This is a genomic window from Paenibacillus sp. FJAT-27812, from assembly GCF_001273905.1.
Classification (GTDB): domain Bacteria; phylum Bacillota; class Bacilli; order Paenibacillales; family Paenibacillaceae; genus Pristimantibacillus.
In genome coordinates this window covers 2,214,222-2,231,379 of the sequence record NZ_LIGH01000001.1, presented here as the reverse complement: position 1 = coordinate 2,231,379, position 17,158 = coordinate 2,214,222, and the positions used below count along the sequence as shown (strand labels likewise).

Annotated in this window: 15 protein-coding genes; all 15 read right to left on the bottom strand. The window is 48.8% G+C overall.

The features are described 5' to 3' along the window. Positions 1-25 precede the first annotated feature (25 nt). The 15 genes from ADU23_RS09610 to ADU23_RS09540 all read right to left on the bottom strand — a co-directional run bounded on the left by ADU23_RS09610 (position 26) and on the right by ADU23_RS09540 (position 17,030). On the bottom strand, positions 26-1,222 hold the full coding sequence (locus tag ADU23_RS09610; RefSeq protein WP_053373538.1) for a ParM/StbA family protein: 1,197 nt from the start codon (positions 1,220-1,222) through the stop codon (positions 26-28). A 276-nt stretch (positions 1,223-1,498) separates the two neighbouring features. Then, positions 1,499-2,155 carry a hypothetical protein gene (locus tag ADU23_RS09605; protein WP_053373537.1) on the bottom strand — a complete coding sequence of 219 codons (657 nt, stop codon included), beginning with the start codon at positions 2,153-2,155 and terminating at the stop codon, positions 1,499-1,501. Positions 2,156-2,224: 69 nt separating this feature from the next. Beyond that, positions 2,225-2,779, bottom strand: a complete 555-nt coding sequence (locus ADU23_RS09600; protein ID WP_053373536.1) for a pyridoxamine 5'-phosphate oxidase family protein — start codon at positions 2,777-2,779, stop codon at positions 2,225-2,227. 360 nt (positions 2,780-3,139) lie between these two features. Further along, positions 3,140-3,817 carry a DDE-type integrase/transposase/recombinase gene (locus tag ADU23_RS34210; RefSeq protein ID WP_197286051.1) on the bottom strand — a complete coding sequence of 226 codons (678 nt, stop codon included), beginning with the start codon at positions 3,815-3,817 and terminating at the stop codon, positions 3,140-3,142. Between the two features lie 64 nt (positions 3,818-3,881). After that, positions 3,882-4,034: transposase (locus ADU23_RS34205; RefSeq protein ID WP_442950647.1), on the bottom strand; the 153-nt coding region annotated here is incomplete at its 3' end. A 502-nt stretch (positions 4,035-4,536) separates the two neighbouring features. Continuing rightward, positions 4,537-4,926, bottom strand: a complete 390-nt coding sequence (gene speD / locus ADU23_RS09585; RefSeq protein WP_053373533.1) for an adenosylmethionine decarboxylase — start codon at positions 4,924-4,926, stop codon at positions 4,537-4,539. Positions 4,927-4,929: 3 nt separating this feature from the next. Then, positions 4,930-5,817 carry a carbon-nitrogen hydrolase family protein gene (locus tag ADU23_RS09580; protein ID WP_053373532.1) on the bottom strand — a complete coding sequence of 296 codons (888 nt, stop codon included), beginning with the start codon at positions 5,815-5,817 and terminating at the stop codon, positions 4,930-4,932. Positions 5,818-5,837: 20 nt separating this feature from the next. Next, the gene (locus tag ADU23_RS09575) at positions 5,838-7,376 is read right to left on the bottom strand and encodes a bifunctional GNAT family N-acetyltransferase/carbon-nitrogen hydrolase family protein (RefSeq protein WP_053373531.1); all 1,539 of its coding nucleotides are present in this window, start codon (positions 7,374-7,376) and stop codon (positions 5,838-5,840) included. Positions 7,377-7,561: 185 nt separating this feature from the next. Beyond that, positions 7,562-8,041: a transcription elongation factor GreA gene (gene greA, locus ADU23_RS09570; protein ID WP_053373530.1), complete on the bottom strand. Its 480-nt coding sequence runs from the start codon at positions 8,039-8,041 to the stop codon at positions 7,562-7,564. A gap of 79 nt (positions 8,042-8,120) precedes the next feature. Beyond that, complete coding sequence (locus ADU23_RS09565) at positions 8,121-9,767, bottom strand: extracellular solute-binding protein (RefSeq protein WP_053373529.1); 1,647 nt, start codon at positions 9,765-9,767, stop codon at positions 8,121-8,123. 29 nt (positions 9,768-9,796) lie between these two features. Next, positions 9,797-12,154 carry a helix-turn-helix domain-containing protein gene (locus tag ADU23_RS09560; RefSeq protein WP_053373528.1) on the bottom strand — a complete coding sequence of 786 codons (2,358 nt, stop codon included), beginning with the start codon at positions 12,152-12,154 and terminating at the stop codon, positions 9,797-9,799. Positions 12,155-12,357: 203 nt separating this feature from the next. Then, positions 12,358-13,485, bottom strand: coding sequence for a glycoside hydrolase family 88 protein (locus ADU23_RS09555; protein WP_053373527.1), 1,128 nt, complete (start codon positions 13,483-13,485; stop codon positions 12,358-12,360). Positions 13,486-13,507: 22 nt separating this feature from the next. Next, positions 13,508-14,389 carry a carbohydrate ABC transporter permease gene (locus ADU23_RS09550; protein ID WP_053373526.1) on the bottom strand — a complete coding sequence of 294 codons (882 nt, stop codon included), beginning with the start codon at positions 14,387-14,389 and terminating at the stop codon, positions 13,508-13,510. Positions 14,390-14,399: 10 nt separating this feature from the next. Beyond that, on the bottom strand, positions 14,400-15,323 hold the full coding sequence (locus ADU23_RS09545; RefSeq protein WP_053373525.1) for an ABC transporter permease: 924 nt from the start codon (positions 15,321-15,323) through the stop codon (positions 14,400-14,402). A gap of 72 nt (positions 15,324-15,395) precedes the next feature. Next, positions 15,396-17,030 carry an extracellular solute-binding protein gene (locus ADU23_RS09540; protein ID WP_053373524.1) on the bottom strand — a complete coding sequence of 545 codons (1,635 nt, stop codon included), beginning with the start codon at positions 17,028-17,030 and terminating at the stop codon, positions 15,396-15,398. Between the last annotated feature and the right edge of the window lie 128 nt (positions 17,031-17,158).

Sequence of the window (17,158 nt, the reverse complement as noted above, 5' to 3'; positions counted from 1 at the left end):
TATGCCCAAGCTTGCGTTATGCAGCTTATGCAGGCTGTACCGCTTTGTTTTTGAGCGCTTCGTAAATTTTGCCGCGCACAAAAGCATCGAGCCCCATTGCATTAAGCAGAACGGCATATTCGGCCGGAATATATAGCAGCTGCATTTCTCTTTCCGAGCACAACTCTTTCAGCTGCGGATATAGAACTGAACGCATCAAAATGCTTCCGCCGCCATATACGCAAATAAGATCAATCTCATTGCGAGCTTTCGTGAGCTGTTTTTTGACATGCTGAACGATTTGCCTAACTTGGCTTTCAAGCGGTCTCTTTAATGTTTTCAGAGCTCTCGCATGGTATTTATGCTTCGGATTTTTGATTACATCGCTGAAAAACTGCCTTGGGCTATCCGGTAAATGGATGAGTCGGTTGAACTCCTGCAAAGCTTCTTCAATCGCATAACCAGCGCCGTGGTGGCTGCCGTGAACGAATTGACGCAAAAACTTATTGCCCTCGGTAATCGGATACTCCGTGGAGCCATCTCCGATATCGATATGAAGAATACGCTTGTCTTTGAAGAAGCTGCCGTTAAATTTCTTCTCGATTCCATAGGATTGCAGGAAATCTTCAAAGATTTCGCCTTCTCTCCAGCCGCCAGCGGAATCCTTCTGAAGCGTGAAAATAACCGGCGTCGCTTCCGGTACAACCTTAGCGAACGGGAATACGATTTTTACAGCTACGCGTTGAATGCCCAAATGAACGGTCACATGATGCGTGCCGGAAGTGAACCGTTTCTCGAATTTCGCAGATGTCTCGTCCGTATGCTGAGTAACCGGCAGCGCCGTAGCCATATCCACCTCCACGTCGATTTGCGCGGGGATTTTTTTCTCTTCGTCATACGCCTTTTGGACAGCCATCGCCGCGATTTGAGCGAGCGTATTGATGACCGGAAGGTCCATGTCGCTTTTTAGATCGATGCCGATTTGAAGGTTGTCCAATATTTCTCCGCTCTCTAGAGCGAACTTCCCTACATAGTACATGCCCGGTCTAGCTGCAGGCGAATCAATCGTAACAACAAGCTGGTCCTGCAAGTTTTTCACAAAACTTTCCGGCGTTTGCTCTTCGCTCCATGGAAGCTCGTCCACCGTACAATTCACATTTGGCTGCTGAATCAGTTTACCGTCGATAATAAGATCATGCTCACTGTTTCCGTTATCGTTGCCTACAAAGAAATGATAATTCATAATTGCTCTCCTCCTAGAAAAGGTTTTAGGAAACAAAATTGGCTATTGTTGTATGGTCGCTAACGCAACGCATCCCTTGGTATTACTTTGCCATACAAAGTGTTAGTATACATCAAGCTAGAGTCCCAGTCCCCATTAATCTTTTCTAATCAACTTTTGTCGGAAAATGAGTGTATGGAGCGGTTAGACAGTGATGCTGTCGGTTCTGACCATTTGAACAGCAAAAAAAAGCTAACCCGTCATTGACGGATTAGCTTTTTTGGAGTGCTTATTTCATTAGTTGAACTGCTTTGGAAATTGCTTGATTACGCCATCCGAGAGGATATCCGCGAACATGATCATATGGTCCTCGCCTTTATCGAGCGCTACAATATCAGCTTTCCAGTCCTTCGTAAGCCTGGCCATCATCGTGTCGGTTACAAGTTGAAGATGGACGTAAAACATCTCTTGCAGCTGCTTGTTCGTCCAATTCGGATTGGCGCTGCTTAAGAATGCCGCAATATCGTCACCGTTTTTGTGCCAGGCTTTATTGAACTTATCGGCATCCGCTTGATTGCCGCTCTTCATTGCCGTCAATAATTGGCCAGCAATCGAAATATGCTCCTTCAGGAGCTCAGCGATCTTATTGCCTGCTGCTTCGCCATAATACGGCTTGAACGCATTTCCGATGTCCTGCTGGTTTTTGAGCAGCCGATCCAGCACAACCTGCTGATCTTCAAGCCCGGCTACCGCACTCACTATGTAATTTCTCGTCAAAACAACATGGTCAATCCATAGCCTTCTCAAGTCTTCCTTAAGCTTTACAGCTGCAGGGCTTAAATAGCCCTCATGCCCATTTCGGTGATGGATGCTGCTTGCATCAGCACTTATTGGCGCAGCACTAATAGCCAAAATCATGCATACTAGCGTGACGATGAGTAATCTTCTTTTCATAGATACCTTCTCCTTTAGTGACACGAATGGAATAGCCTATCATAGTGTCTGCTATTCCGCTCGTTTCATTCATAGAGATTTGCCCAGAGGCGTAGGCATCCCATCGATGCTTTTCGTATTTTTCTCTTTCCAGTATTCCTTCAAGCCTTCCTCGCCCTTTTGGACCGACCAACGCTGAAGCGTTTCTCTTTCTCCTTCATAGGACATGAACGGAATGGAGTAGCCGCAGGAGGTTTGTACCTTGTGAACTTCGATGTCAATGATCTGTCTTGCGCCCGGAAGCGGCGAGAACAGCGGATACAAGGCGTCCCACTCCGCTGTTGCTGGCAGCACAACCTTTCCGGTGCCATACAATCTCAAAATATTAGGAGCCCCTTCAAATGCGCAAAACATGACCGTTATTCTTTTGTTCTCATCAAGATGCGCGCTTGTTTCATTCCCGCTGCCTGTCAGATCCAAATAGGCTACGCGATTAGGGGACAAAATGGTTAGGCAATTATGTCCCTTCGGAGAGATATTGACATGCCCTTCCTCCGATAACGGTGCCGATCCTACGAAAAAAATATGCTGCTGACGGATAAACGCCTCATGCTGCGGAAGCATCGCATCAAATTGCTTTCCCATACTGCCCACACTCTTTTCTTATTGAGATTATTGAGATGTCCGTTCCATGATCCGATGGCTTACTGTTGTTGCTATTAATGTAAAAGCAACCGTCCCCTCTTGTCAATTCGCTCCCAGATGCAATAGCGTCGGCGATGAAGTAGAGGGGCTATATGTGCGCTTATATGTGGGTGGAGTGGCTGGGCTGGTGCATCGTGCTGCGTTTGAGGATGAGGATGAGGATGAGAGTAACTAGATAGATGCAAGATTAACGGGAATACCGGTTTGACCCCTTAATTTTGGAGTTTTAATTGGAATTCAATAGTCGGTTCTTACGCTTGCACTTTATTTCGAGTAAATGCTCCAGAATTCAAAACCCGGTTACAGTTTAATCACCATCGGCTGTATTTGGTTTTGTCGCCAAGCTTGAAAGAAGCATGTCGGTGATAGCATAAAAATACTACGATGCAAACGTMGGTTGTTATAAAAGTCTAAGTATCGGTCTATCGCTTCGTAGGCATCTGCAAACGTTTCAAACTCATTTTTTTGCAAAAGATCTCGCTCTAACTGGCTATGATAGGATTCAATGTAAGCATTCATATTCGGCGATTTTGGCGGGATCCTCTCGTGATGAATATGGAACTCCTCGCAGGCATCACCAAACACGTTAYTGATATACTGTGGGCCGTTATCCGTTCGGATGATAGGTCCTTTTCCATCTTTCTTAGGATCAAGCTTGCGTGTCTTCAGTGCCTCCTTAAGAGCTTGYACGACATGCTTCCCTTCACAGGTTGGACCACKGTATTGTGCCACAATGGATCGGTCAAATACATCAATGTAGCTTAAGATAAAAAAGAATCGATCTAGTCCAGCAATATGACCATATTTAATATCGCATTGCCATAACTGGTTCGGTGCATGAATCTCATGATTAGCTGCGAGCTTTCGTGGATACTTGGGACGGCTGACMCTCTGCGGCTGCAGGATATCTAGWTCTTTACAGAGCCGATATACTTTCTTGTCGTTGATGACCAGGTCGTGTTGATTCCAAAGGCTCACAGCTAGTTTTTCGTAGCCGTAAATATGTTCCTCGCCTGCAATGAGCTCCAGCAGCCATTCTTCNAACTGCTAATGAGTCACGGTATTCTCTCACCCAGACCCTTACCGATTCGGGATTCAGATCATGCTTTCTCGCTGTATGACTAAAGTTGCCCCCTTGCAGGKCCTCCTCAACTACCTTCATTTTGTACGCTTCACTTTGTCTTTTTCTCCTCATTATCCCTCACCTCATCCATATACATAGTGTACAATGGATTCCAATTCGGACTCCAATGGAATTAGGGGGCTAAAGAGATACCTCCCGCTAATTCTGGCGATATTGTCCAGAAACCACGAGTAGATGGATTTTCTCCCGTTAATTTTATGGTTTTGAGCAAATTGAGGGGAAAGTGGCAATATTAACGGGAGATTTTCCCGCTAAGCGCTCTAAATCGGCTTCATATCGAAAATTTAGCAGGAGATTTTCCTGTTAATTGGTTTTGGAGCGCTTCGCGAAACCGTTTGCGGTTAGCAAAAGGCAAAAGGGATCTGTTCTTGATTAGTCCGTTATTAGGTTGGAGTCCGTGAGTTTAGGTTGTAGGATCGTTTGCGGCTGGCTAGAGGCGGATCTAGTCGTATGAGCAAGGTTTTAAGCACGCTAGCGTTGACCTTAAAACTCCCGCACGTCAAACGAGCCTTAGAGGGAACTCTAAAGGCTCGTTGTTTTTCGCAGAATATGTTTAGCCTACCGCAAGCTGAGCATGCTCGACTTGGAGCTCGCCGGTTCCGCGGATTATTTTCACATTGGACGTTTCGGTTGGCTCCAGGAACGCCAGCATCGCCTTGATCGCGACGTCTGGATCGACCGCTGTTCCGCATGTATAACAGTCGAGCGCGGCGAAGCCTTTCTCTGGATACGTATGAATCGACATATGGCTCTCGGATAACAACAGCAGCACGGTAGCCCCTTGCGGCTCAAACTGCTTAACCTGCACGGACAAAATGCTCGCCCCGCTTGATTCCGCAGCTTGTACCATTTGGACGCTAAGCTTGTCTGCCTGATTCAAATGATCAAACGCAATTCCCCATGCGTCAACTGCAACATGGCGGCCATATGTGGAATATTCCATCGTTCAGCACTCTCCTAGAAGTAGTTTTACGGGCTCGTATTGATATAAAGACGGTCTGCGGTCATAAAAAGGGGCCACCACCCCATGCTCGCGGTTCTCCTGCAGCATCGCAAAATCAAGCTCCGCCAACGCCATGCCGCTCTCATTCACAACGCCAACTTGAAGAATGCCCTGCTCGGAAAACGGATAATCGCAAGGAGAAAACACGCCAGCCTGGCAATAGCCCTGATCGACCTGAAGCAGACCTTCAGGCAGCGAGCCAACCATGCCGCTCAGCACAACAAACAGCTGATTCTCGATCGCTCTAGCCTGCGCGCAGTGGCGAACGCGGTAATAGCCGAAAGCTGAATCCGTATAAGAAGGGCATAACAGCAGCTGCGCACCCTGCTCCGCCGCCATGCGGGCAAGCTCTGGAAACTCAATATCATAACATGTCGTGATCGCGAGTTTGCCCCATTTCGACTCGATCATGTTCAGCCTATCTCCTGCCACCAAGGACCAGCTATTGCGCTCCTCTGGCGTGAGATGCAGCTTAGTCTGCACCTCTACCCTTCCGTCAGGGAAAAATAAGTAAGCATTGTTAACAAACCCGTCTTCCTCATGGCAAATATGGGTGCCGCCAAGAATGGCGATGCCAAATGCCCGGCTGCTTTGCAAAAAAAAGTTCATATACTTCGCTGTATAATTGCTTAAATAATGGCATGCCTCCTTATGAGACATCGCCGGCTTCAAGCTGAGCAGATGGGCCGTCATATATTCCGGAAAAACAACAAGCTCCGCACCCTGCTCCGCCGCCTTGCTAATCGTTGACGTTAATCCCTTCCAAAACTGCTCTTCGGATTCGATGAACGTCAATTCATACTGAATGGTTGCGACGCTTAAAACGTTCATATATGCAGCCAGCCCCTTCTCTAGGAACGAATTTGCAAGGAGTAAATATCCGTTCGACGGTCACGGAACGTTAACACCTCTTTGGATTTGCGGTGCCGCTGCAAAATTTCCATATCTACCTCGGCCATAATGACCGCCTCCGTATTTTCACTGCATTCCCCTGCTATTCCGTCACGCGGGAAGGAGAAATCCGTCGGCGTATAGACGCCTGACTGCGCATATTGAATATCTACATTATCCACATGCGTCAGGTTGCCGACCGTTCCGGATGTGACGGTAAACACTTGGTTTTCGATCGCGCGCGCTTGCGCGCAATACTTCACCCGAAGGAACGTCTGACGGTCCTCCGCGCAGAACGGCACAAATACGATCTGCGCCCCCTCCTCTGCAACGATTCGGGAGATTTCGGGATATTCGATATCGCTGCTGAGCTGAATCGATATTTTGCCGCAATCGGTATCGAATACCTCCAGCTTCGAGCCGCCGTTAATGCCCCACCACATGCGCTCGTTCGGCGAAATATGCAGCTTATATTGCTGCTCGATCGTGCCGTCGCGGCGGAATAAATGGCCGACGTTATAAATCCGATTATTTTGCTCAATAAAGTGAGAGCCGCCAATGATGTTCACGTTGTATTTAACCGCTAGCTCCGTAAACAGCTCCACGTATTGCTTCGTAAAGGTGCTTAGCTTCCGTACCGCAGAGCTGGGTGAGCGCTCCTCGAGATAGGACAGCAGCTGCATCGTCAAATTTTCAGGAAAAACAACAAAATCCGATTTATAATCAGCCGCTACATCGACATAATGCTCGCACTGCATGGCGAATTCCTCAAAGGAATCAATCTTCTTCATCATATATTGAACGACGCAGATGCGAACGGGAAAAGAAAGCTTATAATGCGTCTTGCTGTTGCTTAGCTTGTACTCGATGTTGTTCCACTCCAGCAGAGCCGCATAGTTCATCGAGTCATCGTCATCCGACAAATAATTCGTAATGATCCGCTTCAAGGTAAACCCGTTCATCATCTGGAACGTGAGCACGGGGTCATAGATGTTTTGCTGCAATACTTCCTCCGCGTACTCTCTCGGAGACATTTCATTGCTATGCTTGTGGTAGCCGGGAATTCGCCCGCCAACGATGATGCTTTTCAGATTCATCTTCTCCGCAAGGCGCTTGCGCGCTTCGTAAAGCCGCCTTCCGATCTTCATTCGGCGGTAATCGGGATGCACCATGACTTCCATCCCATATAGGCTCTCGCCACGCGGATTATGATTGCGGATAAAACCTTTATCCGTAATTTCGGAATAGGTATGCTGCTCCAAATAGTCGTCAAAGTTAACGATAAGACTCGAACAGGAGCCGATAATATCGCCATCAAGCTCTACGCATATTTGCCCTTCCGGGAAAATGCGAATATGGCTTTCCATTTGGCTGATCTTCCAAGGATGCATATTGGGGAAACAGACAAGCTGCAAGGCAATGATCTTCTCGATATCTGCGTTTTCAATATTTCGAATGATCATCTTTTTCTCGAATTGGGAAATTTGGTCCGATGTCATAGAGGCTCCTCGTTTACTTGTTTTGCCCCATTATACAGCCGGACTTTTTCTCCAGTATTAGTGTGCCGTAAAAGATTTGTAAACTTTTTTAAATTTTAACTGATATATGCAGGAGGAAAAAAAAGGCCGCAGCGGCTTAGTCCGATTCGACTTTACCGCTGCAGCCCCTATTTGAGGAAGAATGATTACGTAGCTTTAATTTCTAGCAGCTCATATTTAATGACGCCCATTGGCGCGTTAACGCTGACGATGGTGCCGACTTGTTTACCTAGAAGCTCTTTGCCCAGCGGGCTCTCGTAGGAAATTTTATTTTCGGCTACGTCCGCTTCTTCCGTACCTACGATTTTATATTCAATTTTCTCCGAAAATTCAATATCGTTTAGGATAACCGTCAAGCCGATGCTGACCTTCGATAGATCCAGCGCTTCCGATTCGATGACGCGAGCCTTCTTCAGCATTTTATCCAAAATAAGAATGCGCGTCTCCATAAACGACTGATCGTTTTTGGCCGAATGATATTCGCTGTTTTCCTTTAAATCGCCGTAGCTAATCGCGAGCTTAATCCGTGCGGCAAGCTCCTTGCGCTTAACATATTTAAGATCATCCAGCTCGGCTTGCAGCTGCGCCAAGCCTTCTTTGGTCAAAATCACTTCGTCTTTCGACATTTAAACAACTCCTATTTGCTTTCTTGCTTTAATCTTACCCTAAATTCGGAAAATAAGCGAAGAACGATCACTTCCAGCATCACCGTTTATTATAGCGGTCCAGCGCCGTTTTCTGAATTTCGATGGCACGCTGAATTTTCAGCGCCTTGATCTGAGCGACATAATCGTCAAAGCTCTCCACCGGCTCGATGCCTAAAATGATTTTCAATGACATTTCGTCTACAAGCGTCGTGACATCCAGCATAATCGCCGAAAGCTCCGTGCTCTCCATCTCTGTCTTCGGTATTTGCGGCAGCATGTTTTTGTCCGCATCGGTATTTGACCAAATTTGGATCGCGTCCTTCTGCTCCTGCAGCAAATAATATTGCTCAAGGTAACGGGTGTCTTGGACGAAGGAACCAAAGTAGCTCGCACGGCTGTACATCGCAAGCGCTTGTGATGGCGCAAGCTTATCGGGATTGCGCATAATCAAGTCGGTATAGGTCGGATAGCCGTCTTTCATGACATAGCTGACGCCTTCAATGCCGAAGTTAAAAAACAAATGCCCCTCGGGGCTATAGCCAAAATCAAGCATGCGCACCGCTTCCTCTACGTTCGTGCTTTTGCTCGAAATCGCGACGCCGCCGCTGCCCATATACATATAGCTTCTTTGCCCGAATTTCGGTTTCTCGCCCTTGTGCAGGACCGGATAAGGAGCCGGCACGAACTGTGCTTGCGGCGTCTTCTCCTTAACGATCGGCTGCCATGTGCCGATGCCCGCGCCCGCATTCCATATGCTCGCTCCGCTTCTGCCTGAGATCATATTGGAATCAAGCGTTTTCGTATCGACTGTCGCAATATTTTTATCGATCAGCCCTTCGGCGTACCATTTGCGGAACAAAGCTAGAAACGTTTTGTAGCCCGCTTCGAGCGGTCCGTATTTCACCTCGCCTTGATCGAGATAAAACCCTTTTTTAATGCCATAAGCACCGACGAACCCCCCGCTCTCAATGCCAAATAGCGGGTTAGGCACGCCCAAGAAGGTTAAAGGCGCTTCAATGCCCTTTTTTTCCTTGAATGCCTTCAAAACGGCATACCAATCATCGATCGTCACCGGCACTTCAAGGCCCAGCTCATCCAGCCAATCCTTGCGGATAATCGGCCCTTGATAGGTGCGCAGCAGATCATCCCCTTGAATGAACGGGAAGACATAATAGCTGCCGGCATCCGTTTTAATTTGCTTATCGATCTCGGGATGCTCGCTCAAATATTTTTTCAAATTCGGCGCATATCGGTCAATGGCATCGTTCAGCCGCAAAATATAGCCGTCGCTAATCGCCTTCTCAGGCCCGCCCGGAAAGCTGGCCCATTCGTATTCGAGCATGTCCGGCAGCTCGCCTGACGCCAGCAGGACATTGATCGCCTCCCTTGCCTGATTCGCCGGCGGCTGAATGAAATCAAGCTTCACGCCTGTGCGGCGCTGCCACTCTTGGAAGAAGGGCACCTCCTGAAAGCCCGGCTTAATGCTGCCGGCATTGCCGTTCAGCTCCGCCCAGTACGTCAGCGTCTTATCCGTCTGAATCGGATATCCATTTGCAGCGTGGTTACCCCCGGTTTGCCGCGGCTGTTCCGCATCCGGCGCTTCCTCTTCCGAGCGATTCGTTTCCGATTTGGCACATGCGGAGCAGAGAAGCGCTAATATCAACAACAGCCATAAACCGGATGCGAGCGCGCTCTTCTTTCTCATCGCCATGACCTCCTTCACTCTTTGATCCATTAATTCATTTCTTTGAATTTGCCCGGGGTAATCCCCTCGTATTTTTTAAACACACGGATGAAGGTGGCGACCTCATTGTAGCCTACCTGCCTAGCGATGTCGGAGACGGAGTCCTGCTTCGATTTCATCATTTGCTTGGCCTGCTCAATGCGGTACTTATTGATGCAATCCAGCAGCCCTTCTCCCGTCTGGTTCTTGAACAGCTTCGATAAATAACTGCCCTTCAGATCAAAATGCTCCCCGATCGTATTCACGTTCAGATTCGAATCCCGGTACTGCTCCTCGATATGTCTAGTGACCTTCAATACGAGGTCGCGAAGCGACTCGGCGCGCTCTTGCGAGACGTTGTTCTCCAGCTTCGCCGCGGCGAAGGCGCAAACCTCCTTCAGCAGCATTTGCAGCTCCTGCTTCATCTCCAGTATCGTATCGCATGCGATGATTTTGTCCATCCATAGAGGGTTGTCCCCCAAAATGCTGCTTTCGCCGTCGCCAAGCTCATTAATCGCCTTGACCATCGTTCCAACCAAATTAAAGATCAGGCATCTAGCAAGCGTCAGCGACATAATCGGCTTATTAAAGTTGCGGTCGGTTACATCGTCCATAAACTTGGACGCCTGCTCATAGTCGCCAACCTTGATGAAATTGATAATCTGCTGCTCGACCTGCAGCGGATAATAGTAGCCAAACGCAAGATTGTCCGCCGAATCTCTGCGAATCTCGTCATACGTAATAATTTCCTGCTTGCCGAGCACCATCTTGTACGCCATCGCGTCAACCGCCTCGCGATAAGCCTCCGCAATGCCCGGCAGCGAAGCGTGAATGCCTCCGATGGAAACGGTTAGGTCCATCTGGTAGCGGAGCAAAAACCGCTGCGCCTCCGTCGCTATCGCATGCAGCTCCTCCTTCAAATGAAGGGAGTCTGTCCCGCCAAAATTGACCAAACATACCATCATATCATCGACCTCGGCGACATAGCCCGCATGGTGATAATGGCTCACCAGCTCCTCAACCACATTCGTAATAATAAATTGCAGAAGCTTGCGCCTCTCGTTATTGTCGATGCCCGGCAGCTTGGAGGAAAGGCTCTCATCGTTTTCCACCACAAATAAAATAACGGCAAAATCATCCGACAGCAGCTGCATATTGAATGATTTAAACGCCTCTTCATAAGGGATGACGGTTTCCAGCTTCCCTTTTAACAATCGATTGAGCATATTTGAGCGCAGCACATTCTGATGAATCTGGAATTGCAGCGCGATTTTTTCCTTTTCGCTTCTCGTATTTAGTATCGCTCTTTGGATAAAGCTCAGCTCATTCCAATCGGTCTGCTCCTCGTAGCTGTTCTTGTCGGTGAGCGACTGCACTAGCTGCTGAATGGGCGAATAGTTGCGGCGCATGAAAAACCAAGTCAGCACGCCCGCTCCCACCAGGCTGATTAAGATGCTGATATAGGTGAATCTCCGCACATACTCCGCCTTCTCCCAATAAATGCTGCTTGGAATAACGAGCACGTACTTTAACTCGGATACGGAGGATTGGACGTAGAACAGCTCCGAATCGCCATCCCGCGTCGGCGTGTACATGACCTGATTGCCCTCTCTCAGCCGTTTCAATAAGAGATCCTGATTGATCGACACCGGCAAATTGGACAGCAGCACCTGATTGTCCTCATTGAGGATAAGCACCTGCCCGCCGCTAAATCCGGATATGCTCTCAATCGCCTTTTGGAACCTAACCATGTCAGCCATGACCACGACCGTGCCTGTTTCCTTGCCGTTTAAATCCTTGGGCAAATGCGTCAGATAAGCGATACCCGTCTGCGGCTTGGCCGAATCCACATGCGGAAGCAGCAAAAACCGGTTATGCGGCGTATGGTGAATCGTGTCCGTCCACTGCTCATAATTCATCATTCCCGTATCATGCATCGTCTTGAAAGCGGTTTCCACATCTCGCACGTTGCCTGAACGAAGCACCGCCGCCTCTTGATCCCATGTTACGTAAAACTCATCAATGGAAGCATAGGAGGTCTGATACATGCGGAATTCCTTTACTAATTGATAAGCGGTGAACTGGGCATCGCCTGGCGTTTTGCTTGAATACATCAAATCCTGCAGCTTCGCATTCCACGTAATTTCCATCGTTAGACGCTTCATTAAATCGATTTGCGTATCAATCGTATATCGAACCTGCCGGAGCATGGAGTCGTTGGCACGATGAATTTCGCTCTTTAGCGCTTCCCCGGATTGCGAGTAGACAATCAAGCTGATGATCATAGGAACAAATAAGACGGCGCTGTAGGAGAGAAGCCATGTGAAAATAATGCTTTTTCGTTTTTGCCACAAAGAGTTGAACTTCAAACGGATCCCCTCATATCTGATTATGTTTTGAACGAATAGGGAATTGTCTTCACCGTATCCTTATTATAACCATCATGGCAAGGGGAGGAATGTTCAAAAAGTTCAAAACGATTGACAAAAAAGCGATTTTGCACCGTATTTGCGTGTTGGGGCAACGAAAATAGCCCGAATGGACGGTGCACATTCGGGTGGGGAGAGTATGGTTAGAAGATGCGATGCTTCCAGCCTGCCAGCTTCGCAATCGCTTCAACGAAGAAATAATCCCCATAAATCAGAGACACATCTACATTTTGCCCAGCGGGCTTATGGCCTGTGCCATGAAGAAGAATCGCCTCATGCTCCTCGTTCTCCCACGTTCCGTAATTCTCGTATAGGGATAACAGAATGCGTTCAGCCGCTTCCCGGTAAATTCGACCCTCGGCATCCGGCAGGCTGTCGGCAAGCTCAAGAAGACCCGATGCCGCGCATGCGCCTGCGGAAGTATCCCTCGGCTCGTCAACGAGGCTCGCTCCGGCCCGGAAATCCCAATGAGGCACATGGTCCTCCGGCAAATGAGCGATGAAGAAATGCGCGACGCGCCGAGCGGCATGCAGGTATGCAAGGTCGCCCGTGTGCCGGTACGTATTCGCCATGCCGTACAAAGCCCAAGCAGCCCCTCTGCTCCAGCCGGAATTCGGCGCGTAGCCTTGACCGCCCAACACCTCGATATTCTCGCCCGTGCTTGGATCGAAGCTCACGATATGATTGACGGACCCATCCTCGCGGATAAAATGCTTGAGCACCGTATCCGCGTACGCCCTCGCTACCTGTTCAAACCGCGGATCGCCTGACTGCTCGGTCGCCCAGAACAATAACGATAAATTCATCGACGTATCGATGATCGACCACCCGTGTTTATCGCTGTTCCACGCCCGGATGAACCTGCCTGCCAAGTTAAATCGCCCCGCTAGAAAGTTAGCCGCGAACAACCCACGGCGAGCCGCTTCCTCATCCTGCGTCAGCATATGCTTCATAACGGCAGTCGGCAGAAACTGAAAGCCTACGTCATGGTCGAAATAGTTCGGCTCCAGCATTCGCTGCTCCATCCGCTCATCCCAGCTCCATGCGGCGTCCTTGTAATGCGCCTTGCCCGTCATATCATTCAGCAGCCATAGCATGCCCGGCCAAAAGCCGGAGGTCCACCAGTCGATGCGCTGATCGTCGTAAATGCCGTCTTCTTTAGCCACATGCGGCGATTTGTCGCCTATGAGAACAATCATCCGGTCTACCTTGCGCTGGATTTGCTCCCAGATCAAAGGAACATCCAGCTTTTTTTGCAATACGTTCATCATCGTACTCCTCTCCGTTATCGAATTACCCTTTCAAAGAACCTACCATTACGCCCTTCACGAAGAAGCGCTGTACGAATGGATAGACGCATAGGATCGGCACGGTCGCGACCATAATCGTCGCATACTTGATCGTCTCGCCGATTTGATGGCGATCTCCGGCGCTCGCTCCCGCAGACATGCTTTCGGTCGAATTGGCGATTAGAATCTCTCTGAGCACCAACTGCAGCGGGTAAAGATCCCTGCTCTTAATAAACACCGAGGCATAGAACCAGCCATTCCATTTATCAACCGCATAATAAAGGATCATAACGGCGATGACCGGCATGGAGAGCGGAATGATAATGCGGAACAAGATCGTAAAATGATTCGCGCCGTCGATCTTCGCCGACTCCTCCAAGCTCTCCGGTATGCCCATAAAGGCGGTACGCATAATGATCAGGTTGAATGTGCTGATCGAGAAAGGAATGATCGTCGACCATAACGAATCGAGCAGCCCGACTCCTTTTACAACGAGGTACAAAGGAATAAGTCCCCCGTGGAAAAACATCGTGAAAATGATAAACACCATAAAACCGTTGTTAAGCAGCACGTTTCTGCGGGACAGCACATAGGCGCCAAGCGCAGTCATGACCAAGTTGACGGACAAGCCGGCAATCACGATAAACAGCGTGTTGCGGTAGCCGATCATAATGCCCGGGTTCGCGATAACGCTCTTGTACGCCTCGAGGCTAAAGCCCAGCGGCTTCCATAGAACTCCTTTATGGACAATGAGCTGGCCCGCGTCGCTAAAGGATGCGAAGAGCACGTAGAGCAACGGATACAACGTGACGACAACGAGAAAGATGAGAACCGCATAAATGCCGCCGTCAAAGATTTTATCGAATACACTCGATTTCTGTTTCATATGCTTCACCTCACCATAAGCTGCTTTTGTTAACCTTGCGGCTGATATAATTCGCGGTAATCAGCAGTACCAGATTGATCACGGAATTAAACAAGCCTACTGCCGAGCTGTAGCTCCAGCCAAATTCGAGGAGCCCCTTGCGGTATACGAAGGACGAAATGACGTCAGCCGTCTCGTATGTGATCGGATTGTACAGCAATATGATTTTCTCAAAGCCGACATTGAGCAGATTGCCCATACGAAGAATAAGCATGATGGCAATCGTGGGCATAATGCCCGGCAGCGTAATATAGAACATCTGCTTGATTCGACTGGCCCCATCCATTCGCGCAGCCTCATACTGCTCCACATCGATGCTCATTAACGCCGCGATATAGATGATGGATTCCCAGCCGATACGCTGCCAAATCTCAGATAAAATGTAGATCGGACGGAATAGCTCCGGCTTCTGCAGCATCGCTTGGCCATCGTAGCCAAAGAGCATAAGCAATCTATTGATAACGCCGTCAGCATTCGTAAAGTCGGTAATAATTCCGCAAATGACAACGAGCGAAATAAAATACGGCATATACGTAATCGTCTGCGCTACGCGCTTGAACGATTTGCTGCGAACCTCATTTATTAGCAGAGCCAATATAATCGGTGCGGGAAATTCAAAAATCAAGGAATAGAGGCTGATAACGATCGTGTTTTTTAGAATCCGCCAAAAATAATAGCTTTGAAAAAAATCGGAGAAATGTTTGAGCCCTACCCAATCGCTCCCTAAAATGCCTTTCATCGGGGAGTATTCCTTAAAGGCAATCAATGCCCCGTACATAGGCGCATAGTGGAAAATAAGATAATACGCGATAACGGGAAGCATCATAAGATAGAGATACTTATTCAACATGAAATCGCGGACGTATCGGTTTGCTGTTTTTTGCGTATTTGCCATATGGTTCTCACCTCAATCCAAATTGAGAGAGAGGGCTTGATAGGCAGGCCCTCTCTCCAGAGCTCTTATCCCTTACCGTTTGTTGTAGCGATCCAAAGCGGCTTGTTGGATTTCAATCGCGCGGTCCAGCTTGAGCGATTTCATTTTTTCAACGTAGCTTGCGTACTGATCAACCGGCTCCGAGCCTAAAATGATTTTCAACGTCATTTCATCAACGAGCGTGTTGATATCATTCATGATCGTTGCGTATTCCGAGCTCTCTTCCGGCGTTGGCGTAATCGGCGGCAAGCTGTATTTGTCCGCATCCGTCTTCTGCCAAATGCCCACCGCGTCACGCTGCGTTTGCAGGGCAAAGAATTGCTCGGCGTACCGCTTGTCCTGAATGAACGGCCCGTTGTAGCTGCCGCGGGCGTATAGCGAAATCGCTTGTGCCGGTGCCAGCTTGTCCGGGTTTTTCATAAGCAGGTCCGTATACTTCGGATATCCGTCCTCTAGGTTGTAGCTGACGCCCTCCGTACCGAAGTTGAAGAACATTCTGCCTTCCTCGCTGTAGCCGTAATCCAGCATTTTCACGGCGAGAACAGGATCCTTTGCCGTTGCAGAAATAGCAACCGTACCCTCTGATGCATAAGCCTTATGCTTTTGCCCGAACTTTGGCGTTTCCCCTTTGTTCAAGACCGGGTATGGCGCTGCGACCAATACGGCTTTCGGATCGCTGCCCTCTACGAGCGGCTGCCACTTGCCGATACCGCCGCCGGCATTGCCGACCGACGCGCCTGTTGCTCCTGAAGCCATATTGCCATCCAATGATTTGGTGTCCGCCGTAGCGATGTTTTTGTCCAGCAAGCCGTCGCCGTACCACTGGCTGAACAAGCTCAAATAATCTTTAAAGCCGCTCTCGGCAGGGCCGAATTTGACCGTCCCGTCCTCCAAATAGAAGCCGCGCGTTACGCCAAATGCCCCAATAAACGCGCCGTTGCCGGATTCATTAAAGAAGCGCGGCTTGCTCACGACTGCGAAAGGCGCCGCTGCCCCCTTCTTCTCCTTAAACGCCGTCAGCGTTTTTGTCCAGTCCTCAATCGTTTCCGGCACTGGCAGGCCTAGCTCATCAAGCCAATCCTTGCGAATGATCGGACCCTGGAATACGCGCAAATACTCGTCGCCTCTAATGAACGGGAACGCGTAGTAGCTGCCGCTGTCGGTTTTGACCATCTTATCGATGTCGGGATTGTCCTGTAAAAACTTCTTGAGGTTAGGCGCATGCTTGTCTATCAGATCATTCAGCTTCAAAATATAGCCGTCTTTGATGGCTTTCTCAGGCCCCCCTGGAAAGTCGCCCAAATAGTTGTACTCAATCATGTCCGGCAAATCGCCGGAGGCCAGCATAACGTTAAGCGCTTCTTTCGTTTGACCGGTAGGCGGCGCCGTAAACTCGAGCGATACGCCGGTTTTCTTTTGCCAATCCTGGAAAAAAGGGATTTCATCATGCGTCGGCTTTACCCCAATCAGGTTGCCGTTAATTTCTCCCCAGTAGGAAAGCTTCTTATCGGTCTTAATCGGATATACGGTTGCTTCCGTGCTTGTCTCTGTATTATTAGTAGTGCCCTCATTCGTGCTGCCGTCTGCCTTATCCCCTTGCGAAGAACAAGCGATGAGCGACGTGCCAATCATCGTAAAGATTAAAGCAGAAGTTAACAGTCTCTTCATTTCGTAACCTCCGTAAATAATATGGTGAGATGCATCTCTTCCACAGATTAACGAAAACGGCATGCCGCCGATATGAGCAAAACAAGAGATTTCGTTGCGATTTCATGCCTGAGACGTAACGATTTATC